Raw genomic sequence first — 23,527 nt, 5'->3', positions numbered from 1 at the left:
ACGGCCCGTCAACGGCCCGTCCGTGGCCCGTCAACGGCCCGTCCGTGGCCCGTACACGAGCCGTGCGGGCCCGAATACGGCCCGTCTGCGGCCCGCGCGCGGGGCACCCGCGGTCCCGCCCGTCCGCGGCCCGTCCGTGGGTCACCCGCGGTCCCGCCCGTCCGCGGCCCGTGGGTCCAGGACCTGGGTCAGCCCGCGAGGCCGTGCCGGTGCGCGTACAGCGCGGCGCGCAGCCGGTCGGACTGCCCGATCTTGCGCATGGCGTTGGTCAGGTGCTTCTTCACCGTGGCCTCGGCCAGGGCCAGTTCCCGTCCGATCTCGGCGTTGCTCAGCCCCTGGGCCAACTGGGCGAGGACCTGGCGTTCCCGGTCGGTGAGCCCGCAGTGCTGCGGCAGGGGCTCCGCGGCGTCCCCGGCCAGATGCGCCACCTGGACGCGGGCCGGCGGCGGCGCGGGCAGGAACACGGAGCCGCCGGCACCCGCGACGGCCACCGCCTGCACGATCCGGTCCTCGGGCAGGTCGAGCGGGAAACACCCGCTCGCGCCCGCGAGCAGCATGCGGCTCGCCTCGGCCGTGCTCGTCGCCCTGCGCAGCAGCAGCACCCGGGCGTCGGGGACCGCCTCGGGCGCCCGGAGCCGGGCGACCAGGGCCAGGTCCTCCGCCAGCGTTCCGCCGCGCCCCAGCAGCACGACGTCCGGCCGTACGCGGCGCAGCGCGTCCGGCAGCCGCAGCGGATCCCCGGAGCTGCCGACGACCGCGGTGCCCGGGTCGGCGTTCAGGACACTGCGCAGCCCGGCACTGGCCACGGGGTGGCGCTCGGCGAGGAAGACGCGGGTGACGGGGGAGGGGCGGTGGGCCTCCGGCCCGGAACAGGCGGGGTGGCCGCAGCCGCAGGTGACCGCGGCCCAGCGCCGGCGGGGCGCGGTGGCCCGGCCCGACGGGCGGTCCTCGGCATCGGACAGCAGCTGATGCCCGGCGATCATGTCCAGCGGGTTGTCGATCTCCGCGTGCACGGCACGCGGGTCACCGTATCCGGTCGCGGTGGTGAGCGTCGTCACAGCGAACCCCCGGGCGTGACAGGGCAGGCGGTGCCGACACGGCAATACGGCTTCACGTGTGGTCCCCTCAGCGGTGGCGGGCCGGGACGGGCGGCGCCCCGGCGGATCGAGCCGTGATCAAGGGAGGGGGCGCGTCGACGGACGAGCCGTCAGATCAGCGCCCGGCACACGGACGACAGGACTCGTCGAAACACCTGCGGTGCCACGAGCCGCCGATACCGACCAGCGTGAAGTCGGTTCGCCGTTTGGCCATGCGAACAGCGTAATTCGGCCTGTCGACGGGGGTCAACAAGGGCCGGATCACGTGCTTATGAGGGAACCGTGTATTCCGTACCACCGATCCTGTGACCCCGGGTATCAGCATCAACACCTGGCTGGTCGGGAACCGTCGCGGTCCCGCACGCTTCGGTCACAGCGCCCCGGGCCCGGTGCCGCCGCCGCGTTCCCTCTCCCACCCCGTGCGACCCCCGTCCTCCGTGCGACCCCCGTCCTCCGTGCCCCCCCGTCCCCCGTGCGACCCCCACCCTCCGTGCCACCCCGTCCCCCGTGCCACCCCGTCCCCCGTGCGACCCCCATCCCCCGTGCCGCGTGCCGCCGCACCGTCGCCGCCTCCCGCGCCCCCACCCCCCAACGCGCCACCCCGCTCTCGTCCGAGGGGCCACCCCGCTCTTCGTCCAGGAAGGACATCCGCATGACCGCCCACCCACGCCCGCCCGCCGGGCGCCCCGGCGCCGCGTACCGGGAGGCCGACGGATGAGGCGGTACCTCCTGCGGCGCGTGCTCCTCGCCGTTCCCACGCTCCTGGGCGTCACCGTCGTCGTGTTCGCCGCCGTCGCCCTCGTCCCCGGTGACCCCGTGGCCGCGTTGCTCGGCCCCGGGGCGCCGGCCGAGGCCAGGGACCGGCTCACCGAACGGCTCGGCCTGGGCGAGCCGCTGCCCCTGCGCTACGTGCGGTGGCTGGGCCACGCGCTCCGCGGCGATCTCGGCGTCTCCGTCTCCGCCCAGCGGCCGGTCGGTGAACTGCTGCTGCCGGCCCTGGGACACACCCTCGTGCTCGCGGGCGCCGCCTTCCTGCTCGTGCTCACCGGCGGCATCCTGCTCGGCACGCTGGGCGCCACCCGCCCGGACGGGCCGACGGCCCGCCTGTCGCGCGCCCTGAGCACCCTGGCCGTCTCCGCTCCGCAGTACTCGGTGGCGCTGCTGCTCATCGCCGCGTTCGCCGTCGGGCTGCGGTGGTTCCCGGCCGGCGGCACCCAGGACCTGTTCGCCGGCGGCGGCACCGCCGACCGGCTCCACCACCTCGTCCTGCCCGCCGTCGCGGCCGCCCTCGTCCCGCTCGGCCTGACCGCCCGCGTCTTCGGCGCCGCCCTCGGAGGCGTCCTGCACTCCGACCTCGCCGACGGTCTGCGGGCCCGGGGCCTGCGCCGCGCCGCCGTCCTGCGGCACTGCGTCCACAACGCCTCCCCGGCACTGCTCACCATCGGCGGACTCCAACTCGCCTACCTGCTGGAGGGCGTGGTGTTCGTGGAGACCCTCTTCGCCTGGCCGGGCGTCGGCCGGCTGCTGTACGACGCGCTCACCGCGCGCGACCTGCCGCTGATCCAGGCGGGCGTGCTGCTGGTCGCCCTCGCCTTCGTCGGCGTCAACATCGCCGTCGACACCGCCCACGCCCTCATCGACCCCCGGCTGCGAGGTGCGCTGTGAACCGCGTCCCGCGACCGAGCCTGCTCGTACCGGCGTGCCTGGCGGGCGCGCTGCTGCTCCTTGCCGTCCTGGGCCCGCTGCTGGCGCCCCACGACCCCGACGCCGGCGGCCTGCGGGACCGGCTGCTGCCGCCCGGCAGCACCGGGCACCCGCTGGGCACCGACTCCCAGGGCCGGGACGTGCTGAGCCGGCTGCTCGTCGCCACGGGCCCCTCACTGCTGGGCGGACTCCTCCCGGTCGCCGTCGCCACCGTCGCCGGGACACTGCTCGGCATCGCCGCGGGACTCGGCGGCCACCTGACCGAACACGCCCTGCTGCGCACCCTCGACGTGCTCTACGCCTTCCCGGGCGTCCTGCTCGCCATCACCGTCGCCACCGTGATGGAGCCGGGCCTGCTCGCCACCGTCGTGTCGCTGTCCGTGGTGCTCACCCCGGCGGTCACCCGGGTCGCCTTCACCGAGGTACGGCGCATCCGTACCGCGGAGTACCTGGAGGCCGCCCGGGTCAGCGGAGCGGGCCCGGTGACCGTCGCCCTGCGCCAGGTGGCCCCGGTCGTCACCCCCGTCCTGCTCGTCTACGCGTCCTCCCTGGTGGGGCTGGCCGTCGTCTACGCGGCCGGGCTGTCCTTCCTCGGCCTGGGCGTGCCCCCGCCGGCCGCCGAGTGGGGCGCCATGCTCGACGAGCTCCGGCCCAGCCTGCTGACCCGCCCCGAGGTCGCCGTACTGCCCGCCGTCACCATCCTCGTCGTCTCCGTCGTCTTCAACACCCTCGGCGAGGCCCTGCGCGACGGCACGGGCGCCGGCCGGAACCTGCGCACGGAGGCCGGACGATGAATCCACCGGAGCACCTGGAGGTGCGGGACGTGACGGTCACCCACGGCACCGTGCGCGCCGTGGACGGGGTGTCGCTGACCGTACGTCCCGGCGAGGCGCTGGTGCTGCTCGGCGAGTCGGGCAGCGGCAAGTCGACCCTGGCCCGCACCGTCGTCGGCCTGCCCGGCCGCGGCGCCCGGGTGAGCGGCCGTGTGCTCCTGTCCGGCACCGACCTGCGCACCCTCGGCGAGCGCGCCCTGTCCGACATCCGCGGCCGGCGCATCGGGTACGTCCCGCAGGACCCCGACGCCGGTCTCGACCCGCTGCGCCGGGTCGGCGCACAGCTGACCGAGGTCCTGCTGCGGCACCGGGTCGCCGGCCACCGCGCCGCGGCCCGCCGCGCCGTGCCCGGACTGCTGGACGCGGCCGGCGTCACCGACCCCGACCGCGTCGCCCGCTGCCACCCGCACGAACTCTCCGGCGGCCTGCGGCAGCGTGCCGCGCTCGCCCTCGCCCTGGCCTGCGGGCCGGGACTGCTGGTCGCCGACGAACCCACCACCGCCCTGGACGCCGTGGTCCGCGCACACGTCCTCGACCTGTTCGCCCGTCTGCTCACCGAGCGCGGTGTCGCCCTGCTCCTGGTCACGCACGACATCGGCGTCGCCCGGCGCGTCGGCCACCGCGCGGCGGTCCTGCGCGACGGGCGGATCGTCGAGACCGGGCCCGTGGCGAAGCTGCTGAGCTCCCCCGAGCACCCTCATGCCGCCGCCCTGGTGGCCGCACGGCCGGGAAGGCCCCGATGACCCACGACCTCCTCCGCCTCGACCAGGTGTCCAAGCGCCACCGGCGCGGCCCCCTCGCCGTCGACGGCGTCTCCCTCCGCGTGGCGGCCGGGGAGACGGTCGCCCTGGTCGGCGAGTCCGGCTCCGGCAAGTCGACCGTGGCCCGGCTGGCCCTCGGCCTGCTCGCCCCCGACACCGGCACCGTCCGCTTCGACGGCCACGACCCGTACCGGCTGCGCGGCCCCTCCGGGCGGCGGACCCGGGCCCGCCTGCAGTTCGTGCCCCAGCAGCCCCGCGGCTCGCTCAACCCCGCGCTCCGCGCCGGAGAAGCGGTCGCCTTCGCCCTGCGCGTGCACGGCACACCCCGCAAGGAACGCCCCGCCCTCGTCGCCGACCTCTTCCAGCGGGTCGGTCTGGCACCGGAGCTGGCCCGCCGCCACCCGCGCGAACTGTCCGGCGGACAGGTCCAGCGCGTCGCCATCGCCCGCGCCCTGGCCACCGGCCCCGACCTGATCGTGTGCGACGAGCCGACCTCCGCCCTGGACACCACCGTCCAGGCCCAGGTCCTCGAACTCCTCACCGACCTGCGGCAACGCCTCGGCCTGGCCTGCCTGTTCGTCTCCCACGACCTGGCCGTCGTACGGCACCTGGCCCACCGGGTCGTCGTCCTGCGCCGGGGACGGGTCGTCGAGGAGGGCGGCACGGCCGCCCTGTGGAACGCGCCCCGCCACCCGTACACACGCGCCCTGCTCGCCGCCGACGGCGCCCTCGGCCCCGAGCCTCCCACGCCTCCCACGCCTCCCGAGCCGACCCGGGCCGATCGGTCCGAGCCCGTCGGCGCCGAGGTCACCGACGGGCTCGGACCGGTCGGTGACCTCGGCCCCGAGCCTCCCGGACCGGCCCGTGCCGACCGGTCCACACCCGTCGGCGACCTCGTTGCCGAACCCCCCGAGCCGAACACGGCCGACCGGCACCGGCCCGTCGGTGAACCGTCCGCCCCATGAGTGACGACGAGGAACCCATGACGCACCACCAGCACCCGCCCGGCCACCCGCCCGGCCACCGCCCCGCGGCACACCCGCTCCCGGCGGGCCGGCCTCGCCACCGCCACCGCCTCCGCCTGCGCGCCGCCGGCCTCGCCGCCGCCCTGCTGCTGCCGTTCGCCGCGGCCGGCTGCGGCACCGGATCCGCCGCCGACGGCACGGCGGGCGGCGCCAGGACCGGCGGCACCCTCGTCATCGGCGCCACGGGCAAGCTCCCCAACCCCGACACCGTCATCGGCGGCGCCGGATACGAGGGCAAGCGCCTCGTCAGCTTCCAGCTGTACGAGGGCCTCACCCGCTACGACCTGTCGAAGACCGACGGCCCGGCCGAGATCACGGCAGCCCTGGCCACCTCCTGGAAGGTCGCCGAGGACCGCAGGACCTGGACCTTCACCCTCCGCAAGGGCGTGAAGTTCCAGGACGGCACCGCCTTCGACGCCGACGCCGTCGTCTTCAACCTCGACCGCTACCTGGACGAGAAGAGCCCGTACTACACGGACGCCCTCGGCGCGGCGGCCGGCGAGTACGCGGGCGGCATCACGACGTACACCAAGCTCGCCGACGACCGGATCCAGCTCGTCACCGAGAAGCCCAACGGACACTTCCCCCAGGACCTCGCGCACGTCCTCATCGCCAGCCCCACCGCCGTCCGCAAGACCGGATCCGCGAAGTTCTCCGAACACCCCGTCGGCACCGGCCCGTTCCGCTTCGTCCAGCAGACGGCCGGGGAACAGATCGAGCTCGCGCGCTTCGACGGCTACTGGCGCGGAGCCCCCAAGCTGGACAAGCTCGTCGTGAAGGCCCTGCCCGACGCCGCCGCGCGCACCGCCGCCCTGCGCTCGGGCTCCGTCAACTGGATCGAGTACCCCAACCCCGACGACATCCCGAGCCTGGAGGCCGACGGCGCGAAGGTCGTCACCAACAGCTACGACCACCTCTGGTACTGGATCCTCGACACCGCCGCCGAACCCTGGAGCGACCCCCGCGTCCGCAGGGCGGCCAACTACGCCATCGACCGCGAGGCCATCGCCGAGGAACTGCTCCACGGCACCGCCGAACCCGCCCGGCAGGCCGCACCGCCCGGCACCTTCGCCCACGACCCGGCCGACGACACCTACGACCACGACCCGGACAAGGCCCGCGCACTGCTCGCCGAGGCCGGCTACGCCGACGGCTTCACCACCTCCGTCACCGTGCCCACCGGCGGTTCCGGCAACCTCGTCCCCGTGCCCATCGCCGAGGCCGTGCAACGCGACCTCGCCGCCGTCGGCATCGAGGTCGAGATCCGCACCACCGACTGGTCGACCCTGATCAGCGCCGAGGCCGAGGGGCAGGTGGCCCGCGGCTCACAGGCCATCGCGCAGTCCACCACCCTGTTCCAGTCCGAGGCCCTGCTGCCCCTGTTCATCGGCACCGACAGCCCGTTCTGGACCGGCCACTACAGCAACCCCCAGGTCGACGAGCTGCTCGCCTCCGCCGGCGCCTCCGCCGACCAGGCCGCCCGCGAGGCGGACTACACACAGGCCCTGGAACTCGTCACCCAGGACGCACCCTGGCTGTTCGTCGTCAACGACCGCAACCCCAGGGCCGTCTCTCCCGACGTCCACGGCCTCGTCCAGCCGCAGTCCTGGTTCCTCGACCTCACGACCGTATGGGTGGCCCGATGACCGTCTCCCACACCCCCGCGCCCGGCCTGCCCCCCACCTGGGGCATCACGCTGCCGCTCCCCGGACTGACCATCGACCGGCACCGCTTCCTCGTGGAACGCCTGCCCGACCTCGGCTACACGGACGTGTGGAGCGCGGAGGGCGGCGGCACCGACGCCTTCACCCCGCTCGCCGCCGTGGCCGCCTGGTCGCCGACCCTGCGCATCGCCACCGGCATCGTCCCCGTCCACACCCGGGGCCCGGCCGTCCTCGCCCAGACCGCCGCCACCCTCGCCCAACTCGCCCCGGGCCGCCTCCTGCTGGGCCTCGGCGCCTCGGTGCCGGCCCATGTCACGGACATCAACGGCATCCCGTTCGACGAACCGTACAAACGGACCCGGGACGTCCTGCGGTTCGTCACCCGCGCCCTGCGCGGCGAGCACATCGCCGGTGACTTCGACACCTTCTCCATCACCGGCTACCGCCTGCCCCACCCGCCCGTGGACCCCGTCAAGGTGATCCTCGGCGCGCTGCGGCCCGGGATGCTGCGTCTGGCGTTCCGCGAGGGCGACGGCGCCATCACCAACCTGCTCTTCCCCGACGACGTACCCAAGATTCTGGACGCCGTCGGCCCGCAGCCGCCCGGCAAGGAACTCGTCGTCAAGGTGTTCGTCTGTCCCACCGAGGACACCGACTACGCCCACCGCGCCACCCGCCCCTTCCTCGCCTGGATCCTCAACCGCGAGCCCTACCGCAGGTTCCACGAGTGGCTCGGCAACGGCGACCTGCTGCGCGAGTCGCACGAACGCTGGGCCGACGGCGACGTCGACGGCGCGCAGAAGGCGCTGCCCGACGAGGTCGTCGACGGACTCTTCATCAGCGGCTCGCCGGAGGAGTGCCGCGAGCGCATCCTGCGCTACCACCGGCCGGGCGTGACCACCATCCAGCTGTACGTGTCGCTGCCCCCCGAGGTGTTCGTCAGCCGGGCCAGGGTCCTGGACACCCTGGCCCGCCTCGGCCCGGCCGCCCACTGACCCCGTCCGCATCCCACCCTGCCCGCGGAGGCACTGCCATGGACCTGGACCTGGACCTACGCGGCGGGGTGCGCGCCGCACCCGTGCCGGGCGCCACTCCCGAGGAACGCCAGGCGCTGCGCTTCGCCCCCGACCCCCGCGACCGCGACGCCGACCCCGAGTTCGTGGCGCGCACCGCCCGGGAGAACGAGGAGGACGGACTCGACAGCGCCCTCGTCGTACAGTCCAGCTCCTGGCCGGACCCGTGGCTGGTGGCCTGCTGGGCGCTGGCGGCCACCAGCAGGCTGCGGGTCGCGGTCGCCCACCGGGCGGGCCCCACGGCACCCACCGCGGCCGCGCGCACCCTGGCCACCCTGGACCGGCTCTCCGGAGGGCGGGCCGCCGCCCACGTCATCGTGGGCTCCAGCGACGCCGACGTGGCCCGGGACGGCGACACGCTCGGCAAGGCGGCCCGCTACCGCCGGACGGGGGAGTACCTGGAGCTGTTCCGCCGCACCCTCGTCGAGCGCCGCGACTTCGACCACGACGGCGAGTTCTACACCGTCCGCGGCGCCCGCTCCGGCCTGCTGCCCCACCCGCGCGCCGAACTCCTCTCCTTCGGCGGCTCGTCACCGGAGGGCGTCGAACTCGCCGCACGGCACGCGGACGTGTACGCGGTGCCGCCCCTGCCGCTGACGGCCACCCGCCGGCACATCGCACGGGCGCGCGCCGCGGCCGCGGCACACGGCAGGACGCTGCGGATCTGGCGCCACGTCACCGTCATCACGGCCCCCACCGACGAGGAGGCCGAGCAACGGGCCCGGCGCATCCGCGCGGACGCCCTGCGGCTGACCTCGGGCCCCGACAGCGCGCGCTGGCTGGAGGCGGTCCAGCTGGACCGCGACCGCGAACGCGGCCGTGCCGAAGGCCCCCGGCCACTGGCCGCCTACATCGCGCGCACGCTGGCCGGCGCGTTCGTCGGCTCCCCGGCCACCGTCGCCGCCCGCATCGGCTGGCTGCGCGCGGCCGGCGTGGGCATCGTCCAGCTCGACATGCCCCTGGAGACCGCCCAGGACCGGGAACTGCGCCGCGCCCTCGTCGGCGCCCTGAGGGCGACGTACATCCCGCCCGCACCACGCCACACCACGCACGGCCGGCGAGGCTGGTGACCACGGCGACCGGCGACTGACAGCAGCGGCCCGCGGCCGCTCACAGCCGTCCGGAGCCCGCGGCGGCCCGCGTCGTCCGAATCCCGCGGCCGTTCGCAGCCCGCGGCGGCCTGCGGTCGTCCGCGTCGTCCGGAGCCCGCGGCCGTCCGGAGCCCGTGGCGGCCCGCGGTCGCCCGGAGCTCGCAGCCGCCCGCGTCGTCCGGAGCCCGCGGTTGCCCGCAGCGGCCCGTGGTCGTCCGGAGCCCGTGGCGGCCCGCGGTCGCCCGAAGCCCGCAGCCGCCCGCGTCGTCCGGAGCCCACGGCGGCCCGCAGCGGCCCGCGGTCGTCCGCAGCCCGAGGCCGTCCGCGGTCGCCCGCAGCCCGCGGTCGCCCGACGTCGTCCGGAACCCGTGGCCGGGCCGCGGGCGATACGGCGATCTGCGGCCGGGTGGCGACGGCGCCGACCCCGGGCGCCGCCGTGCAGCCCTCCACCGGCACCCGCGGCGGGCCGGGGACCGCCGCGCCGGCGGGCGGGCGATCACCGCGCCGGCAGGCGCGTGGCCGCCTCGCCGCCGGACGGCGGCCGTCGCACCGACGGGCGGGCGGCCGTCGCGTCAGCGGGCGGGTGGCCGTCGCGGGTGTCACGCTGAGTCGCACAGGACTCGTGAAAGGCACTCCTCATGATCACCACTGACTTCCCTCCGGGTTCCCCCTGCTGGCTCGACCTCGGCACCCCCGACGTCCCGGCCGCCGCCGCCTTCTACGGCGCGGTGCTCGGCTGGGACTACGAGTCCATGGGCGAGGGGGAGGACATGGAAGGCGGGATGTTCCGCAAGGACGGCAGGATCGTCGCGGGGCTCGGCAAGCTGACCGAGTCGGGCGCCCGGTCCGCCTGGATGATCTACTACGGCGTCACCGACGCGGACGCCACCACCGAGGCCGTCGAGCGGGCCGGCGGCACCGTCCGGGTGGCCCCGAGGGACCTCGACCAGTGGGGCCGCATGGCGCAGTACAGCGATCCGCTGGGAGGCCAGTTCGCCGTCTGGCAGCCGGGGGAGACCAAGGGCGTCGAACTGGTGGAGGAGCCGGGCGCCCTGACGTGGACCGAGCTGTACACGAGCGACGCGCAGGCCGCGAAGGAGTTCTACGGCGCCGTCCTGGACTGGCGGTTCAGCGACATGGAGCTGCCCGGCGGGGGAGGCGTGTACACCCTCATCACACCCGCCGGTCTCCCCGAGGAGCGTATGCACGGCGGCTTGATGGAACTCCCGGAGGAGGACCTCGCACTGACGGACGGACAGCCGTACTGGCACCCGGTCTTCGCCGTCACGGACTGCGACGACGCCGTCGCCCAGGTCACCGCGAACGGCGGCAGCGTGCAGATGGGCCCGGAGGACGCGGAAGGCGTCGGCCGACTCGCCGTCTGCCTCGACCCCGCCCGAGCCGACTTCGTGGTGCTCGCCCCGGCCGGGGAGTGAACGCCCCCGGGCCACGTCCGACGTGCCCGCCCCCCGCTCCCCGGTGCGCGGTGCGCGGTGCGCGCCGTCCGTCACCACGCACCGGGAACACCACCGCGCACCGGGAACACCACCGCGCACCGGCGATGTCACCGAGACGGCGACGCCACCGCGCCCCGGGCGCGCGCGACCGCACACCGCCGGGGCGTCGGCGGCGCCCCGTCACCGCCCGGCCCGGCTCACGCGGAACCCTCGGTGTCCGGGTCCCGCACCGCCCTGAACTCCACGGCCACCACACCGTCGACGGCGCGGCAGAGTCCTTCCAGGACGTGCACCGGGACCCGGGGCGACAGCCGCCCGCTGAGGACGACATGGCCGTGCGTGACGTCCACGTGGAGCGCCGACGGGGCCTCGCCGAGCGTCTTGACCAGCACCTCCTCCACGATCTCCGTACGGATCGCCTGGTCCGTGCGCAGGAAGACCCGCAGCAGGTCGCTCCTGCTCAGCACACCGATGAGCCGCCCGTCCTCGCCGACCACGAGCAGCCGCTTGATGCCGTGCTGCGCCATCACTCGGGCGGCGTCGACGACACTCCAGTCCTCGCGCGCGCAGACGGCGGGCGACGTCATCAGCCCCGCCGCGTCGATGGCCGACGCCTTGGCGGGCGACGGAGCGGCGACCGGTCCTCCGGCGTCGCCCTCCGGCCGGCCCCACATCTTGTGCAGCAGGTCCGCCTCCGACACCACGCCCACCGGGCGGTCGTCGGCGTCCACGACGGGGACGGCCGTGATGTCGTACTCCAGCAGCAGATGCGCGATCTCCTTGAACGGCGTCGCGTGCCGGACCCGCACGACGGCGTCGCTCATCAGGTCGCGCACCTTCTGGTGGTTCATGTGAGGCTCCCTCTCTCCCGCCGGACGCACGGACCGGCTCCTGCCCTCCTTTGTAGGCGGCCACGGCCGACGGGGCCTCACGGGGCACGCAGGACGTGGGCGGCCGGGCCGCCGCCGGCAGCCGGGACCCGGTCGTCGGCGACCCCCGCCGCGGGTGTCGGCGGGGGAGGAGACACAGGTCACATCCGTTCGTGTCACGTTCCGCCGAGCCGGCCCGTCACAGCTGTGTATCCACGGACAACGACGAAGGAGTCCCCTGTGGAAGCTCGCCTGAATCTCTTCGGCAACACGGACGCGGCCAAGGTCGTGAGGCACTTCTCCGCGGCGGGGAAGGTGGCCTCGGACCTGGGGCTGCCGGCCGCGACGCAGGAACTGGTGAAGATCCGCGCCAGCCAGATCAACGGCTGCGGCTTCTGCACCGACATGCACACCAAGGACGCGGCGCACGCCGGGGAGAGCACGCTGCGGCTCAACCTCGTCGCGGCCTGGCGGGAGGCGACGGTCTTCACCGACGCCGAACGCGCCGCCCTCGAACTCACGGAGCAGGGCACCCGCATCGCGGACGCGGCCGGCGGTGTCACGGACGAGGCCTGGGCGTACGCCGCCAAGCACTACGACGATGACCAGCTCCTCGCCCTGGTGTCCCTCATCGCCGTCATCAACGCCTTCAACCGCCTGAACGTCTTGGTCCGGCAGCCCGCCGGGGACTACCAGCCCGGCCAGTTCGGATGAGACGAACGGACGCCCCGGCCCGGACAACCGCCCCGTGCGGGCGCCCGGACCGGGCCGCACCGGTCGAGGCACGTACGGGTCAGTGGTGGGCGTGCGCGACGGCGTGTCCCCTGCCTCGGCCGATCATCCACTTGTTCACCGGCGTGGTCACCAGGAAGGCCACGGCGAAGCCGCCCAGGAGCGCCCACCAGAACAGCCCGTCGGACAGGTGGGCGTCCATCGCACCCGGGACCAGGGCGATGACGCCGTTGTCCACCAGCTCCATCACGGCGATGGAGACGGTGTCGGCCGCGAGCGCCACCTTGACGGCGGCGCCGAGGCCGAGGCCCGCGCGGCGGACCGCGAACAGCGTGAACGAATAGCCGAACACGAAGGCCAGCGCGATCGCCAGCGCCATGGTCTGCGCGTTGCCCCACACCAGGGCGGTGCCGATCACCATGCCGAGGATCTCGCCGACGGCGCAGCCGGTCAGGCAGTGCAGCGTCGCCCGCGCCGCCGTAGCCCAGGACGCGCCGGGCGGACGGCCGTCGTCGTGCCCGGTGCGGTGGTGGGCGGGCGTGTGGTCGTGCGCGGTGCCGGTGCGGTGCGTGCCGTGGTCCATGACCGTCATCCCCATTCCGCCGTGGTGGCCCGTTCCGCCGTGGTGGCCCGTTCCGTCGTGGTGCGGGTCCGCTCCGGGTGTCCACCCACCGACAACCGTATACCCCCACGGGGTATTCCCGGTATTCCCGGCCGGGGAAATTCCGTCGGCCTGCGGTGCGGCCCGCGGGCAGCCGTTCGGGGCGCAGGCAACCGTTCGGGGCGCGGAAGCCGCCGTACGGCTTCCGCGCCCCTCGACCCGTCCGTCCGCGCCGGTCAGCCGGAGGGATCGAGCACGACCGGCAGCTCCGCCAGGCCCCGGAAGGCCGGGAACGGCACCTGCATCCACCGCGGCCCGCCGGCGGGGTCGGCCGGCGCCATCCTCGGGAACCGGTCGAAGAGGCTGGTGAGGGCCACCTGCATCTCCAGCCGGGCGAGCGGGGCTCCCAGGCAGTAGTGGATGCCATGCCCGAAGCCCACATGGGCGTCCCGCGCGTTGCCCGGCCGCGTCACGTCGAACTCGTCCGGCGCGTCGAACTTCCGCGGATCGCGGTTGGCCGAGCTGAGCGCGATCTGGACCAGGGAGCCCTTCGGGATCAGTGTCCCGCCGTACTCCACGTCCTCCGTCGCGTAGCGGAAGGTGGCGCTCTCCACGGAGCCCTCGAAGCGCACCAGTTCCTCGACCGTCGCGCGGATCAGCTCCGGGTCCTCCCGCAGGGCCCGCAGCTGTGCGGGACGGGACAGCAGGTGGTGGACGGCGTTGCCGATGAGGTACGCCGTCGTCTTGTGACCGGCGAACATCAGCAGGAACGCCGTGGAGACCAACTCGCTCTCGGTGAGTCCGCCGTCGCCGTCCCGGGCCGTGACGAGCGCGCTCAGCAGGTCCTCGCCCGGGTGGGCGCGCTTGGCCGCGACCAGGTCCGTGAAGCAGGCGTGCAGCCCCTCCTCGGCCTCCTGCTGGGCCCGCTTGGCCTCCTCGCCGAACCCGCTCTGCGCCACCGTGGTGGACAGCCGCTGCAACAGCGGCCGGTCCTCGGCCGGCACACCGAGCAGTTCGCCGATCACGCCGATCGGCAGCGGGAACGCGAACGCGGGGAGCAGGTCGAAGGGCTCCCGCGTCGGACACGCGTCGAGCAGGTCCCCGGCGAGTTCCTCGATCCGCGGCCGCAGCGCCTCCACCCGCCGCGGGGTGAACTGGGAGCTGACCAGCCGGCGCAGCCGGGTGTGCTTGGGCGGGTCGGAGTTGAGCATGTTGTCGTCCAGCGCGACGGACGACTCGCCGAAGATCCTCCGGTACGCGTCCAGGGCCCCGTACATGTCCTTGCTCAGCCGCGGATCCGACAGGGCGGCCCGCGCGTGCTCGTACCGTGTGATCAGGTACGTCTCGTTGCCGTGGGGCGGTCTCATCGGGCAGACCGGCACCGCTTCCCGGAGCCGGGCGTAGACCGTGTGAGGGTCGCGCCGGAACTCCGGGGTGCACCGCTCGGCCGCGGTGACGGCGTCTTGCGTGGTCGTCAAGGACGGCTCCCCAGGTCGAAGAGGGCTTCGGCGTTGCCGCCGAGGATGAGCTGCTGGGACGCCTTGTCGACCGGCAGCTTCTCGATCATGCGGACGAAGTCCTCCAGCGGCGCCGCCATCGGCGGCGAGTCGGTGCCGAACAGCATCCGTTCGGGTCCCAGCACCTCGGCGTTGAGGCTCAGGTGCGCCGAGCTGAACGGGCTGGTGTCGACGTACATGCGCCGGAGCGCGGCGACCGGGTCGGCCGACGGCGGCCCGCCCGCCCGACCGGCGGTGGCCGGCGGGCCGGCGGGGGCCGACTGCCCGGCGGACCGCGCGGCCGGCCCGGCGCCGGCCCGCGCGGGCACGCCGGGGGGCGGTGCTCCACCGCCCCAGTGACGCGGGCGCGCCGCCGTCTGGAGGCGCTCCGGCAGCAGCGCCATGGCGCCGCCGCCGGTCGCGCCGATCAGCCGCAGATCCGGGTACTTGTCCAGCCATCCCGCGAACGCGATCATGGCCATGCCGATCGTGAGGTCGCCGAACCGGCCGATCTGCTCGACGAAGCCGATCTCGTCGACCCGTTCCGTGCCGGCCGGTTCGGCCGGGGCGTGCACCAGGACCGGCACTCCGGCCTCCGCCGCCAGGGCGAAGAAGGAGTCGGCGCGCGGGGAGCCGAGGAGCTCCCCGTGGACGCTGGAGGTGGTGATGAGCCCGACGAACGCGGGGTCCGCGAGGGTCTCCCGCACCCCCTCGAGGTGATCGTCGTCGCCGAACGGGTTGGCGTACACGTATCCGCGCAACTGGTCCGGGAACCTGGCGATCAGCCCCGACATCCAGGCGTGGAAGCCACGCAGGCGGTCGCGTGGCTGCGCGTAGTTGTCGACGCCCGGGACCCGCGCCATGGCGCCGGCCCCGACGGGGCTGCCGATGATGGTGAGGTCGATCCCGGCCTCGGCGCGGGCGGCGAGCATGCCGTCGACGTCGGTCAGGCTCGGGGGCATCGGGAAGCGTTCGGCCGCCTCCGGCGGGGACAGATGCCCGTGGATGTCGATGATCATGTGGCGTTTCCCCGGTTCGGTGTGAGGGCGCGGACGACCGCGGCGCAGTCCTCGTCGCCCAGGCCCTGCTCGGTGGCGCGGACGTGGGTCTCGGCCGCGGCGGTCGCCAGGGGCAGGTTCAGGCCGGCCGACGCCGCCTGCTTCGAGGCGAGTATCAGGTCCTTGGCCATCAGCCGCAGCCGGAAGTCCGGTTCGTCGAAGCGGCCGGAGGCCAGGCGCCTGGACTTGAACGCCATGACCGGCGAGGCGAACCCGCTGCCCGCGATCGTCTTCAGGACCAGCTGCCGGTCGAGTCCGGCGGCGGCCGCCAGCTCGGTGGCCTCGGCCATCGCCTGCACCTCGACGCCCATCAGGAGGTTGAGGAGCAGCTTCATCCGCATGCCGGAACCGAGTGCGCCCAGATGGACGACCTCCTTGCCCAGCGTCTCCAGCAGCGGCAGGGCGGCCTGGAACACCCGCTGCTCACCGCCGACGAACAGCCGCAGTTCGCCGTCGCGCGCGTGGTCGCGGTTGCCGAGCATGCCGACGTCCAGGACCGCGGGCGCGTCCCCGGCGATCTGGACGACCTCCTCGGGGGCGACGGTGCCGGCGCAGATCAGGGTGCCGGGGTACGGGCCCCTGGCCAGCAGGCCGTCCGGTCCGCGCAGCACGGCGCTGAGGGCTTCGCTGTCGGCGACGGCGCAGATGGCCGTGCTCGTGCCCTCGACGGCGTCGGCGGGGTGGGGCGCCACCCGGGCACCCGCGTCGGCCAGCGGTGCGGCGCGCTCCGGGGTACGGTTCCACACCCGGACCTCGACCCCCTGCTCGAGGAGGCGGGTGGCCAGGCCGGTGCCCATCCGGCCGAGGCCGATGACGGCGACGGGTCCGTCGGTCATGCGGGTCATGACGCCACCCCCTTCGTCTCCTTGACGACCCGGTACCGCAGCGACTGCGTCGAGTCGACCCACTGGCGCAGCGGGGCCACGAGTTCCCGGTGCTCCTCGCTCTGCTGCCAGGCGAAGAAGTGCTCGGGCGTCTTCCACTCGCTGGTGATCACCCACTGACGGGAGTCGTCGACGGGTTCTCCCAGCCGCTCCACGATGTGGCCCGGGGTGCGGGCGACGGACTTCCGGATCTGGTCGTACAGCTCCAGGAAGCCCTGCTCGCCGCCCTCGACCACGCGAACCGTGAAGACCACGCCCAGCGTTTCGGCCGAATGGCCCTTGTGCTCGGTGCCCATGTCTCCTCCTGAGGGTGAGATCCGGCAGGACACGCATCCCACCGACTCATGGCACCCGTGCGGACGCAACTCCGAATGGGGGACGGCCCAGTGCCGACAAGGGGTTCACGCTCCGTTGTTGACCTGTTCGGGTGAGTGGAGCGGCCTCCGGTCCGGCGGTCGTCGAGGGGCCCCGGACGCCCGCCGGAAGGGTGGTTCGACCGGTCCGGTGACGGCGCCGGACCACCACCCGACCGCCCGTCACCCGCCGGTGACCCCACCACGGTCGGACGGCCTTGCCGTGCCGTCCCGCCCGGGAGCGAGCAGCCTTGGTTCCAGCGAGGGAAGGAACGCGATGAGCACCCCGGACGACATGAGCACCCCACAGGGCACAGGTCCCCCGGCAGGCACGAGCACCCCACAGGGCACGGAGGGCATGGAGCGCACGGAGGGCACGAGCGCCCCGGACGGCTCCGACGGCGTGCACGACCTGCGGTCCGCGCTGGCCCGGCTGGCCGGGCACCCCGGCCAGCTGATCGAGACGGACCATCCGGTGGATCCGAGCGCCGAACTCGCCGGTGTCTACAAGCGGGTGGGCGCGGGCGGCACGGTGGAGCGCCCCACCCGCACCGGCCCGGCGATGATCTTCAACAACGTCACCGGCTACCCGGACGCGAGGGTCCTCGTGGGCCTGATGGCCAGTCGCGACCGGGTCGGCCTGCTGCTGGACACGCCGCCGCGGCGCCTGACACAGCGCATGGGGCAGGCGATCAAGGACGCGATCAGCCCGGTGACGGTCGGCCCGGACCGGGCGCGCTGCCAGGAGGTGGTGCACCGCGCCGACGAACCCGGCTTCGACCTGCGCACACTGCTGCCCGCACCGACCAACACGGAACAGGACGCCGGCCCGTACTTCTGTCTCGGTCTGGTGCTCAGCAGCGACCCGGAGGGCGAGAAGGGCACGGACGTCACCATCCACCGGCTGTGCGTCCAGGACAAGGACAGGCTGACCATCTTCTTCGCGCCCGGCCGGCACATCGACGCCTTCCGCAAGAAGGCCGAGGCGCGGGGCGAGCCACTGCCGGTCTCGGTCAACATGGGCCTGGACCCGGCCATCCACATCGGCGCCTGCTTCGAGGCCCCGACCACCCCGTACGGCTACGACGAACTGGCGGTGGCCGGCGGGCTGCGCGGCAGGCCCGTCGAACTGGTCGACTGCGTCACCCAGCCGGAGAGGAGCATCGCCGCCGCCGAGGTGGTCATCGAGGGCGAGATCCTGCCCGGCGTGCGCGAGGCGGAGGACCAGAACACCCGCACCGGGCACGCCATGCCGGAGTTCCCCGGCTACGACGGCCCCGCCAACCCCGCCCTGCCCGTCCTCAAGGTCACCGCGATCACCACCCGCACCGACCCCATCCTGCAGACCCTGGTCGGACCGGGCGAGGAGCACGTCAGCCTGGCCGGCATTCCCACCGAGGCGAGCATCTACAACGCGTGCGAGGCGGCGATGCCCGGCTTCGTCACCGAGGTGTACTCCCACCGCTCCGGCGGCGGCAAGTTCCTCGCCGTGCTGAAGGTCGCCAAGAGGAACTCCTTCGACGACGGACGCGCCCGGCAGGCGGCCCTCGTCGCCTTCGGCGTCTACGCGGAACTGAAGAACGTCATCCTCGTCGACGAGGACGTGGACGTCTTCGACACCGACGACGTGCTGTGGGCCATGCAGACCCGTATGCAGGGCAACCGCGACATCATCGCCGTACCCGGGGTCGCCGGGCACGTTCTGGACCCCTCGCAGACGCCCGAGTACGACCCGACCCTGCCCGCCAGGGGCACCACCGCCAAGACCGTCTACGACGCCACCGCCCCGTACGCGCTGCGCGACGAGTTCACCCGCGCCCGCTTCCGCGACGTCGACCCCCGGCCCTACGCCCCCGGCCTCTTCCCCGGGACCGGCGACTCCCCGGCCGGCGAGGGCGCTCCCGGCACCGGCCGTCAGGTGCACCACACCCGCTCCAAGAGCAGCCACCACGACTGACCCCACGCCCCCTGCCGGACCGACCAAGGAGAAGACCATGCCCGAACAGCGCCGGGTGATCCTCGCGGTGACCGGAGCGGGCGGCACCCGACTGGCCGGGCGGGTGCTGCACGCCCTCGTCGACGACGACCGGGTCGGCCACGTGGACCTGCTCGTGTCCCCCAACGGCCGTCGGCTGATCGCCCACGAACTGGGCGGCACTCCCGCGGACGACCCCTTGCCGCGGCTGCTGGGCGGGCCGTCGCAGAAGGTGACCGTGCTGCACCCCGAGGAGGACTTCGCCGCCCCGCCGTCCTCGGGCAGTTACCGCACCTGGGGCATGATCGTGCTGCCGTGTGCCATGGGCGTGATGAGCCGGATCGCGCAGGGCCAGTCCGACACGCTGATCGAACGCGCCGCCGACGTGTGCCTCAAGGAGCGCCGCCCGCTCCTGCTGTGCGTCCGGGAGACGCCGTTCAACCTCATCCACCTGCGCAACATGGCCCAGGTCACGGAGGCGGGCGCCGTCGTCTACCCGATGATCCCGACGTACTACAACGTCCCGCGCACCCTGGAGGAGATGGACGACGAGTTCGTCACCCGCCTCCTTGAGTTCGCCGGCCTCGACCGCGGCGACGCGTACGAGTGGCACGACGGAGGCTCCCCCGCCTACCGGAAGCGCGTCGCGTCGGCGGGGGACGCCTCGTGACGGCTACCGCTCCGGCGGGATGCGGTAGACCGAGACGTGCGAACGGGACTCGTCGGTGAACTCGGCGCCGGTCCAGTCGGCATGCCGGGTCTCCAGCTCGAAGCCGGCCAGTTGCGCCATGAGGTCGAGTTCGGCGGGCCAGATGTAGCGGTGGGGTGTGCGGTACAGCCGGGCCTGCCTGGTCGAGTCGAACCGGAAGTGGTGCGACACGACCCGCTGGCGTACGAGGTCGTAGGTGTCCAGTCCGATGTAGTCGGGGTCGGTCGTCCAGACGGTGACGGCCCGGCCGTGCGGGGTCTTCTGCGGTTCGGGGACCCAGAGCTCGATCACGAACCGGCCGCCGGGCGTGAGATGGCGGGCCGCGTTGCGGAAGCACTCGACCTGCTCGGCCTGGGTGAGCAGGTTGGCGATCGTGTTGTAGACCAGGTAGACCAGGGTGTACTGCCCGGGGACGACGGTGGTCGCCATGTCGCCGATGACCACGGGGACGGTGGCCTCGTCCGCCTTGGCCCGCAGCCGCTCCACCATCGGCTGCGACAACTCGATGCCGGTGACCGGGACGCCCCGTTCGGCCAGCGGGACGGCCACCCGGCCGGTTCCGACGGCGAACTCCAGCGCGGCCCCGCCGTCCGCGAGCTCGGCGAGGCGGTCCACGGTCGGGCCCAGGACCTCGGGCGCGAACATGCCGGTGCCGGGTGTGTCGTAGCGCTGGGCGGTTTCGGCGTCCCAGATCTCTTCCTGTCGCATTCCGTCCACGGTCGCCTCCGGACGGCGTGTTGTCCAACGGTTTTCCGCCCGCCGCGGTCCGGTTCCGCGGTCCGGTTCCGCGGTCGGGGTTCCGTGGTCGGGCGCCGTGCCGTCAGCCGGCGTACACCCGGCCCTGCTCCACCACGTAGTCGGCCGGCTCGGAGCAGCCGAGGGACGGTGTCAGCAGCAGGCTCACCGTGAGCGGTGCGGGCTCCGTGCCCGCGGTCGAGAACCGGCAGACGGCGCCCCGGCCTGTCAGGGGGTACCAGAACCAGCCGTCGACGTCGCCGACGGTCACGCGGTCCGACTCCTTCCAGGCGCCGTCGGCGCGGGTGAAGACCTGAAGGCGTACGGAGGCGGCGTACTCGTCCTCCGTCGAACGCAGCGCCGTGAGGGTGATCTTGTAGTCGGCGCCGAGGACGGAGGAGGCGATCTGCCGGGTCTGCGGCGCGGCGGTGTCCGCCTGGGAGGCGCCGGCGCCGACGGCCACGGCGGTGGTCGCCGCCAGGGCGACGAGGGCGGCGGCCGTGCGGCGACGGATGCGAGGACGAGCCAGGTTCATGAGGTGTTCCCCCGTTGGAACGAGTTGGTGCGGATGGCCGGGAATCATCCCGTTTGTCGATGAAGACACCGTAAAGGGCCCGGAGGTTCCCAGCGGCCCGGCCGGCCGCCACTCCTGCGGGTGACCGGACGGAGCGGCCCGGCCGGGCCGGCGGCGGGACGCCGGTCACCCCTCGCGCCGGGCGGCCCGGTCCGACGCCGGCCAGACGTACGGCAGATCGTCGGGGACGTCGGGGAAGAGAGGCAGGTAGAACGCGGGGTCCTTGCGGACGAGCGCCGACCGGTGACTGCGGTGAAACGCCGGGTCCCCCAGCCACGGCGGCAGCTCACCGTCCTCGGCGAGCTGCTCCTGGGTGCGGACTCCCGCGCCGGCGCGCCGCCCGGCGAAGCCGGTCACCAGCGAAGCGGCGCAGGTGTCGGCGCGTCCCGTCGCCGTCCAGGTGTCGCACATCTGAAGGCCGTAGCGCACCAGCGCCTCCTCGTACCCGGTCCACATGCGCACCGCCGGGTGGTGCCGCCATCCGTAGCCGGGGACCGTCAGACCGCGCAGCACCTGAAGCGTCTCGACGCGCTGCTTGCCCAGCCGGCGCGGGTCCAGGGCGGCGGCCGACGCGGCGAAATCGGGGTACGGCAGGAAAGTCTGCATGGTCCATCCCCGGCACGGCGGCCGGCCGTCCGCAACCGCGCGTGCGGCGAACGGGCCGTACGGAGGCCGCCCGGGTCACCGGGAGCGGGCCCGGTGACCGTCGCGCTGCGCCGCGCGGCGCCGCCGTCCGCGGTCACCGTGACCGCGGCGCCCGGTCCGGGCGGGCGCCCGTGCTGAGCGGGTGGCGAAACGGATGCATGGTGGACTCATGATCGAGCTCGCCGTGCTCTTCGCCGTCCTGGGGGCCGCCAGCAACGCCGTGGGCACCGCCTTCCAGCGCAAGGCCGCCTCCACCGTGGCCCAGGGAGGCGGTCTGCGACTGCTGCGCGCGCTGGTGCGGAAGCCCGCGTGGTGGATCGGCATCGCGGGCGTGGTGGGAGCCGCGCTGTTCCAGGCCCTCGCCCTGGTCAACGGGCCCATGGCGCTGGTCCAGCCCCTTTTCATGCTCGAACTTCCGTTCGCCCTGCTGGTCGCCGTGCCCCTGCTGCACCGCCGGCTGTCGGCAGCGGCCTGGTGGGCGGTGGCCGCGGTGGTGGCCGGGCTCGCCCTGCTCCTGATCGCGGCGGCCCCCTCCGGGGACCGGCACCAGGCCTCCATGGAGCGATGGATCCCGGTGCTGGTGCTCACCCTGGGAGCGATGGCCGTGGCGGTCGTCCTCGCCCGCTCCGCGTCCTCGCCGCTGTTCCGCGCCGCCGCTCTGGCGACGGCCGCCGCGGTCGGCAACGCGCTCACCGCGGCCCTGCTGAAGTCGGCCACGGACCGCCTCGCCGACGACGGGCTGCCCGCCTTCCTCACCACCTGGCAGACCTACGGATTCGCGCTCACCGGCGTCGCGTCCGTCCTGCTCCTGGAGAACGCGCTCCAGGCCGGCCCGCTGGTCGCCTCGCAGCCCGCGCTGACCATCGGGGACGCGGCGGTGAGCCTCGTCCTGGGTGTCGCGCTGTTCGACGAGACGGTCCGCGCGGGCTGGTGGCTGGTGCCCGAGGTGATCGGTGCACTCCTGATCCTGTGGGGCGTGGTCCGGCTGACCCGGGTGGTCCCTCAGCTCGCCGACGTCGTGGGATGAGGCGGCGTCACGTGGTGGGATGAGGCGGCGTCACCTGGTGGCCGACGCGTGCCGCGGGGCCTGGCGTGCGGTGGTGGGGCTGACGCGGTACGACGCGGGGCACCGGCCGGCGACCCGTTCATGGTCGCCGGCCGGTGCCCGAGCGTGCTGTCGGCCGTCCTAGCGGCCCAGGACCGCGGCGCCCGCCTGCGCGTACCTCTCGTCCAGCGTGCCGGACGGCGCGCCGGCGACGCCGATGCCGGCGATCGGCGCGTTGCGGGAGGTGACGGGGACACCGCCGCCGAGGAACAGGGTGCCGGGGATGTCCTTCAGGTTCGGCGTCTGCTCCAGGCGCCCGGCCAGCTCGGAGGTGGGCGCGTTCCAGGACACCGCGGTGAACGCCTTGCGCTCGGCCGATTCGTACGACTGCGGGCCGGCGCCGTCGCCGCGCAGGGTGACGACCGTGCTGCCGTTGCGGTCGACGACGGCGACCGTCACCCGCCGGCCCTCCTTCTCGGCCGCGTGCAGGGCGGCCTGCGCGGCCTGGGTGGCGGCCTCGACCGTCAGGTGGGTGGAGGTGGTGGTGGTCCCGGCCGCGGCGGCCGCGGCCGGGACGGCGGCAGGAGCGGAGGGCGGGGCGGAGGCGTTCGCGGACACCGTGCCGAAGGCCGCGGCGCCGACGACGGCGAGGGCGGCGGCGCCGGTCGTGATGCGGGCACGCCTGGAGAGGGACTTCATGCTGGTCTGCTCCTCGGATCGGGTGGGGCGGCCGCTGTCGTCCCGGCTGCCCGTCTGCTCTCCACCCTCGCCCCGCACCACGGGCGGGAGGGTCGGTGGTCCGGCTGCTCCCGGTCTGCGGAACGGGTGACGGCGGTGTCATCCGATCGGTTGACCCGCCCGCCGTGGGGAGCCCGCACAATGGGAGTGTTTGCGCAGCTCAGCGCGGCAGGACCGAGGAAACGGGCGGAAGGGAGACGGGCGCGCGTGCCGAAGCCGTACGACCCGGACGACCGGTGGCCGGGTGCCGTCATGCACATGGCGTTCTTCCTGCTGCTCGGCGGTGCCCTGGCCCGCTTCCTGCTGCGCCACCCGGGCGAGTCCCGCACCCCGTGGATCATCGGCCTGTCCGTCGCCCTGGCCGCACTGCACCTGCTCGGATCTGCCGGTCCCGGACCTGTCGGTCCC

Annotated in this window: 23 protein-coding genes and 1 pseudogene; 13 read left to right on the top strand and 11 right to left on the bottom strand. The window is 74.3% G+C overall.

What is annotated here, in order from left to right; translation table 11 throughout:
• Nucleotides 1–188 precede the first annotated feature (188 nt).
• Entirely contained in the window at nt 189–1,058 is an 870-nt protein-coding gene (locus ACIP67_RS24705; protein ID WP_401694631.1) for a response regulator transcription factor, read from the bottom strand.
• Nucleotides 1,059–1,811: 753 nt separating this feature from the next.
• Here ACIP67_RS24705 and ACIP67_RS24700 point away from each other — a divergent pair.
• The 8 genes from ACIP67_RS24700 to ACIP67_RS24665 all read left to right on the top strand — a co-directional run bounded on the left by ACIP67_RS24700 (nt 1,812) and on the right by ACIP67_RS24665 (nt 10,684).
• Nucleotides 1,812–2,762 carry an ABC transporter permease gene (locus ACIP67_RS24700; protein WP_401694629.1) on the top strand — a complete coding sequence of 317 codons (951 nt, stop codon included), beginning with the start codon at nt 1,812–1,814 and terminating at the stop codon, nt 2,760–2,762.
• Nucleotides 2,759–3,595 carry an ABC transporter permease gene (locus ACIP67_RS24695; RefSeq protein WP_401694626.1) on the top strand — a complete coding sequence of 279 codons (837 nt, stop codon included), beginning with the start codon at nt 2,759–2,761 and terminating at the stop codon, nt 3,593–3,595. Before ACIP67_RS24700 ends, ACIP67_RS24695 begins: the two co-directional genes overlap by 4 nt.
• On the top strand, nt 3,592–4,377 hold the full coding sequence (locus ACIP67_RS24690) for an ABC transporter ATP-binding protein (RefSeq protein WP_401694623.1): 786 nt from the start codon (nt 3,592–3,594) through the stop codon (nt 4,375–4,377). The genes ACIP67_RS24695 and ACIP67_RS24690 overlap by 4 nt, the downstream gene beginning before the upstream one ends.
• Nucleotides 4,374–5,360: an ABC transporter ATP-binding protein gene (locus ACIP67_RS24685; protein ID WP_401694620.1), complete on the top strand. Its 987-nt coding sequence runs from the start codon at nt 4,374–4,376 to the stop codon at nt 5,358–5,360. Before ACIP67_RS24690 ends, ACIP67_RS24685 begins: the two co-directional genes overlap by 4 nt.
• Nucleotides 5,357–7,066, top strand: coding sequence for an ABC transporter substrate-binding protein (locus tag ACIP67_RS24680; RefSeq protein ID WP_401694618.1), 1,710 nt, complete (start codon nt 5,357–5,359; stop codon nt 7,064–7,066). The genes ACIP67_RS24685 and ACIP67_RS24680 overlap by 4 nt, the downstream gene beginning before the upstream one ends.
• Nucleotides 7,063–8,079, top strand: coding sequence for an LLM class F420-dependent oxidoreductase (locus ACIP67_RS24675; protein ID WP_401694617.1), 1,017 nt, complete (start codon nt 7,063–7,065; stop codon nt 8,077–8,079). The genes ACIP67_RS24680 and ACIP67_RS24675 overlap by 4 nt, the downstream gene beginning before the upstream one ends.
• A 38-nt stretch (nt 8,080–8,117) precedes the next feature.
• Nucleotides 8,118–9,227: an LLM class flavin-dependent oxidoreductase gene (locus tag ACIP67_RS24670; protein WP_401694615.1), complete on the top strand. Its 1,110-nt coding sequence runs from the start codon at nt 8,118–8,120 to the stop codon at nt 9,225–9,227.
• A gap of 659 nt (nt 9,228–9,886) precedes the next feature.
• On the top strand, nt 9,887–10,684 hold the full coding sequence (locus tag ACIP67_RS24665) for a VOC family protein (protein WP_401694613.1): 798 nt from the start codon (nt 9,887–9,889) through the stop codon (nt 10,682–10,684).
• A gap of 218 nt (nt 10,685–10,902) precedes the next feature.
• On the opposite strand, the gene ACIP67_RS24660 is transcribed toward ACIP67_RS24665, so the two are convergent.
• Entirely contained in the window at nt 10,903–11,556 is a 654-nt protein-coding gene (locus ACIP67_RS24660) for a CBS domain-containing protein (protein WP_401694611.1), read from the bottom strand.
• Nucleotides 11,557–11,814: 258 nt separating this feature from the next.
• On the opposite strand from ACIP67_RS24660, the gene ACIP67_RS24655 reads away from it, so the two are divergent.
• Entirely contained in the window at nt 11,815–12,288 is a 474-nt protein-coding gene (locus ACIP67_RS24655) for a carboxymuconolactone decarboxylase family protein (protein WP_401694609.1), read from the top strand.
• Between the two features lie 79 nt (nt 12,289–12,367).
• Here ACIP67_RS24655 and ACIP67_RS24650 read toward each other — a convergent pair whose 3' ends face one another.
• The 5 genes from ACIP67_RS24650 to ACIP67_RS24630 all read right to left on the bottom strand — a co-directional run bounded on the left by ACIP67_RS24650 (nt 12,368) and on the right by ACIP67_RS24630 (nt 16,641).
• The gene (locus ACIP67_RS24650; RefSeq protein WP_401694774.1) at nt 12,368–12,889 is read right to left on the bottom strand and encodes a DUF4396 domain-containing protein; all 522 of its coding nucleotides are present in this window, start codon (nt 12,887–12,889) and stop codon (nt 12,368–12,370) included.
• A gap of 254 nt (nt 12,890–13,143) precedes the next feature.
• A complete protein-coding gene (locus ACIP67_RS24645; RefSeq protein ID WP_401694607.1) occupies nt 13,144–14,385 on the bottom strand; it encodes a cytochrome P450 in 1,242 nt (413 codons plus the stop codon).
• Nucleotides 14,382–15,422 carry an amidohydrolase family protein gene (locus tag ACIP67_RS24640; protein ID WP_401694605.1) on the bottom strand — a complete coding sequence of 347 codons (1,041 nt, stop codon included), beginning with the start codon at nt 15,420–15,422 and terminating at the stop codon, nt 14,382–14,384. The genes ACIP67_RS24645 and ACIP67_RS24640 overlap by 4 nt, the downstream gene beginning before the upstream one ends.
• Nucleotides 15,419–16,306, bottom strand: a complete 888-nt coding sequence (locus tag ACIP67_RS24635; protein ID WP_401694603.1) for an NAD(P)-dependent oxidoreductase — start codon at nt 16,304–16,306, stop codon at nt 15,419–15,421. Before ACIP67_RS24635 ends, ACIP67_RS24640 begins: the two co-directional genes overlap by 4 nt.
• The gene (locus ACIP67_RS24630) at nt 16,303–16,641 is read right to left on the bottom strand and encodes an antibiotic biosynthesis monooxygenase family protein (protein WP_401694602.1); all 339 of its coding nucleotides are present in this window, start codon (nt 16,639–16,641) and stop codon (nt 16,303–16,305) included. Before ACIP67_RS24630 ends, ACIP67_RS24635 begins: the two co-directional genes overlap by 4 nt.
• Before the next feature lie 334 nt (nt 16,642–16,975).
• On the opposite strand from ACIP67_RS24630, the gene ACIP67_RS24625 reads away from it, so the two are divergent.
• Together ACIP67_RS24625 and ACIP67_RS24620 are read left to right on the top strand one after the other, a co-directional pair.
• Nucleotides 16,976–18,655, top strand: a complete 1,680-nt coding sequence (locus tag ACIP67_RS24625; RefSeq protein WP_401694600.1) for a UbiD family decarboxylase — start codon at nt 16,976–16,978, stop codon at nt 18,653–18,655.
• Nucleotides 18,656–18,692: 37 nt separating this feature from the next.
• Nucleotides 18,693–19,343, top strand: a complete 651-nt coding sequence (locus tag ACIP67_RS24620) for a UbiX family flavin prenyltransferase (RefSeq protein WP_401694598.1) — start codon at nt 18,693–18,695, stop codon at nt 19,341–19,343.
• Nucleotides 19,344–19,346: 3 nt separating this feature from the next.
• Here the strand turns inward: ACIP67_RS24620 and ACIP67_RS24615 are convergent, their stop codons facing one another.
• The 3 genes from ACIP67_RS24615 to ACIP67_RS24605 all read right to left on the bottom strand — a co-directional run bounded on the left by ACIP67_RS24615 (nt 19,347) and on the right by ACIP67_RS24605 (nt 21,297).
• A complete protein-coding gene (locus ACIP67_RS24615) occupies nt 19,347–20,090 on the bottom strand; it encodes a class I SAM-dependent DNA methyltransferase (protein ID WP_401694597.1) in 744 nt (247 codons plus the stop codon).
• A 112-nt stretch (nt 20,091–20,202) separates the two neighbouring features.
• Nucleotides 20,203–20,652 (bottom strand): hypothetical protein, encoded by a 450-nt coding sequence (locus ACIP67_RS24610; RefSeq protein WP_401694596.1) that lies wholly within the window; start codon nt 20,650–20,652, stop codon nt 20,203–20,205.
• Nucleotides 20,653–20,817: 165 nt separating this feature from the next.
• On the bottom strand, nt 20,818–21,297 hold the full coding sequence (locus ACIP67_RS24605; protein WP_401694595.1) for an MSMEG_6728 family protein: 480 nt from the start codon (nt 21,295–21,297) through the stop codon (nt 20,818–20,820).
• A 208-nt stretch (nt 21,298–21,505) separates the two neighbouring features.
• On the opposite strand from ACIP67_RS24605, the gene ACIP67_RS24600 reads away from it, so the two are divergent.
• A complete protein-coding gene (locus ACIP67_RS24600) occupies nt 21,506–22,363 on the top strand; it encodes a DMT family transporter (protein WP_401694594.1) in 858 nt (285 codons plus the stop codon).
• A 159-nt stretch (nt 22,364–22,522) separates the two neighbouring features.
• Here ACIP67_RS24600 and ACIP67_RS24595 read toward each other — a convergent pair whose 3' ends face one another.
• The gene (locus tag ACIP67_RS24595) at nt 22,523–23,080 is read right to left on the bottom strand and encodes a heme-binding protein (RefSeq protein WP_401694592.1); all 558 of its coding nucleotides are present in this window, start codon (nt 23,078–23,080) and stop codon (nt 22,523–22,525) included.
• Nucleotides 23,081–23,326: 246 nt separating this feature from the next.
• Here ACIP67_RS24595 and ACIP67_RS24590 point away from each other — a divergent pair.
• Nucleotides 23,327–23,527: pseudogene (locus tag ACIP67_RS24590) on the top strand (sensor histidine kinase); the annotation flags it as partial.

The sequence above is a fragment of the Streptomyces sp. NPDC088812 genome (genome assembly GCF_044750285.1).
GTDB lineage: Bacteria > Actinomycetota > Actinomycetes > Streptomycetales > Streptomycetaceae > Streptomyces.
The sequence above is the reverse complement of the archived record's forward strand: the minus strand, read 5'-3'. Positions and strand labels throughout refer to the sequence as shown.

What these genes read in the sequence shown, in the direction of transcription:
- ACIP67_RS24700 (WP_401694629.1), top strand. Translation starts at nt 1,812, where the DNA reads ATGAGGCGGTACCTCCTGCGGCGCGTGCTCCTCGCCGTTCCCACGCTC.
- ACIP67_RS24595 (WP_401694592.1), bottom strand. Translation starts at nt 23,080, where the DNA reads ATGAAGTCCCTCTCCAGGCGTGCCCGCATCACGACCGGCGCCGCCGCC.
- ACIP67_RS24680 (WP_401694618.1), top strand. Translation starts at nt 5,357, where the DNA reads ATGAGTGACGACGAGGAACCCATGACGCACCACCAGCACCCGCCCGGC.
- ACIP67_RS24630 (WP_401694602.1), bottom strand. Translation starts at nt 16,641, where the DNA reads ATGGGCACCGAGCACAAGGGCCATTCGGCCGAAACGCTGGGCGTGGTC.
- ACIP67_RS24660 (WP_401694611.1), bottom strand. Translation starts at nt 11,556, where the DNA reads ATGAACCACCAGAAGGTGCGCGACCTGATGAGCGACGCCGTCGTGCGG.
- ACIP67_RS24675 (WP_401694617.1), top strand. Translation starts at nt 7,063, where the DNA reads ATGACCGTCTCCCACACCCCCGCGCCCGGCCTGCCCCCCACCTGGGGC.
- ACIP67_RS24670 (WP_401694615.1), top strand. Translation starts at nt 8,118, where the DNA reads ATGGACCTGGACCTGGACCTACGCGGCGGGGTGCGCGCCGCACCCGTG.
- ACIP67_RS24635 (WP_401694603.1), bottom strand. Translation starts at nt 16,306, where the DNA reads ATGACCCGCATGACCGACGGACCCGTCGCCGTCATCGGCCTCGGCCGG.
- ACIP67_RS24625 (WP_401694600.1), top strand. Translation starts at nt 16,976, where the DNA reads ATGAGCACCCCGGACGACATGAGCACCCCACAGGGCACAGGTCCCCCG.
- ACIP67_RS24650 (WP_401694774.1), bottom strand. Translation starts at nt 12,889, where the DNA reads ATGGACCACGGCACGCACCGCACCGGCACCGCGCACGACCACACGCCC.
- ACIP67_RS24665 (WP_401694613.1), top strand. Translation starts at nt 9,887, where the DNA reads ATGATCACCACTGACTTCCCTCCGGGTTCCCCCTGCTGGCTCGACCTC.
- ACIP67_RS24690 (WP_401694623.1), top strand. Translation starts at nt 3,592, where the DNA reads ATGAATCCACCGGAGCACCTGGAGGTGCGGGACGTGACGGTCACCCAC.
- ACIP67_RS24615 (WP_401694597.1), bottom strand. Translation starts at nt 20,090, where the DNA reads ATGCGACAGGAAGAGATCTGGGACGCCGAAACCGCCCAGCGCTACGAC.
- ACIP67_RS24620 (WP_401694598.1), top strand. Translation starts at nt 18,693, where the DNA reads ATGCCCGAACAGCGCCGGGTGATCCTCGCGGTGACCGGAGCGGGCGGC.
- ACIP67_RS24600 (WP_401694594.1), top strand. Translation starts at nt 21,506, where the DNA reads ATGATCGAGCTCGCCGTGCTCTTCGCCGTCCTGGGGGCCGCCAGCAAC.
- ACIP67_RS24610 (WP_401694596.1), bottom strand. Translation starts at nt 20,652, where the DNA reads ATGAACCTGGCTCGTCCTCGCATCCGTCGCCGCACGGCCGCCGCCCTC.
- ACIP67_RS24640 (WP_401694605.1), bottom strand. Translation starts at nt 15,422, where the DNA reads ATGATCATCGACATCCACGGGCATCTGTCCCCGCCGGAGGCGGCCGAA.
- ACIP67_RS24685 (WP_401694620.1), top strand. Translation starts at nt 4,374, where the DNA reads ATGACCCACGACCTCCTCCGCCTCGACCAGGTGTCCAAGCGCCACCGG.
- ACIP67_RS24605 (WP_401694595.1), bottom strand. Translation starts at nt 21,297, where the DNA reads ATGCAGACTTTCCTGCCGTACCCCGATTTCGCCGCGTCGGCCGCCGCC.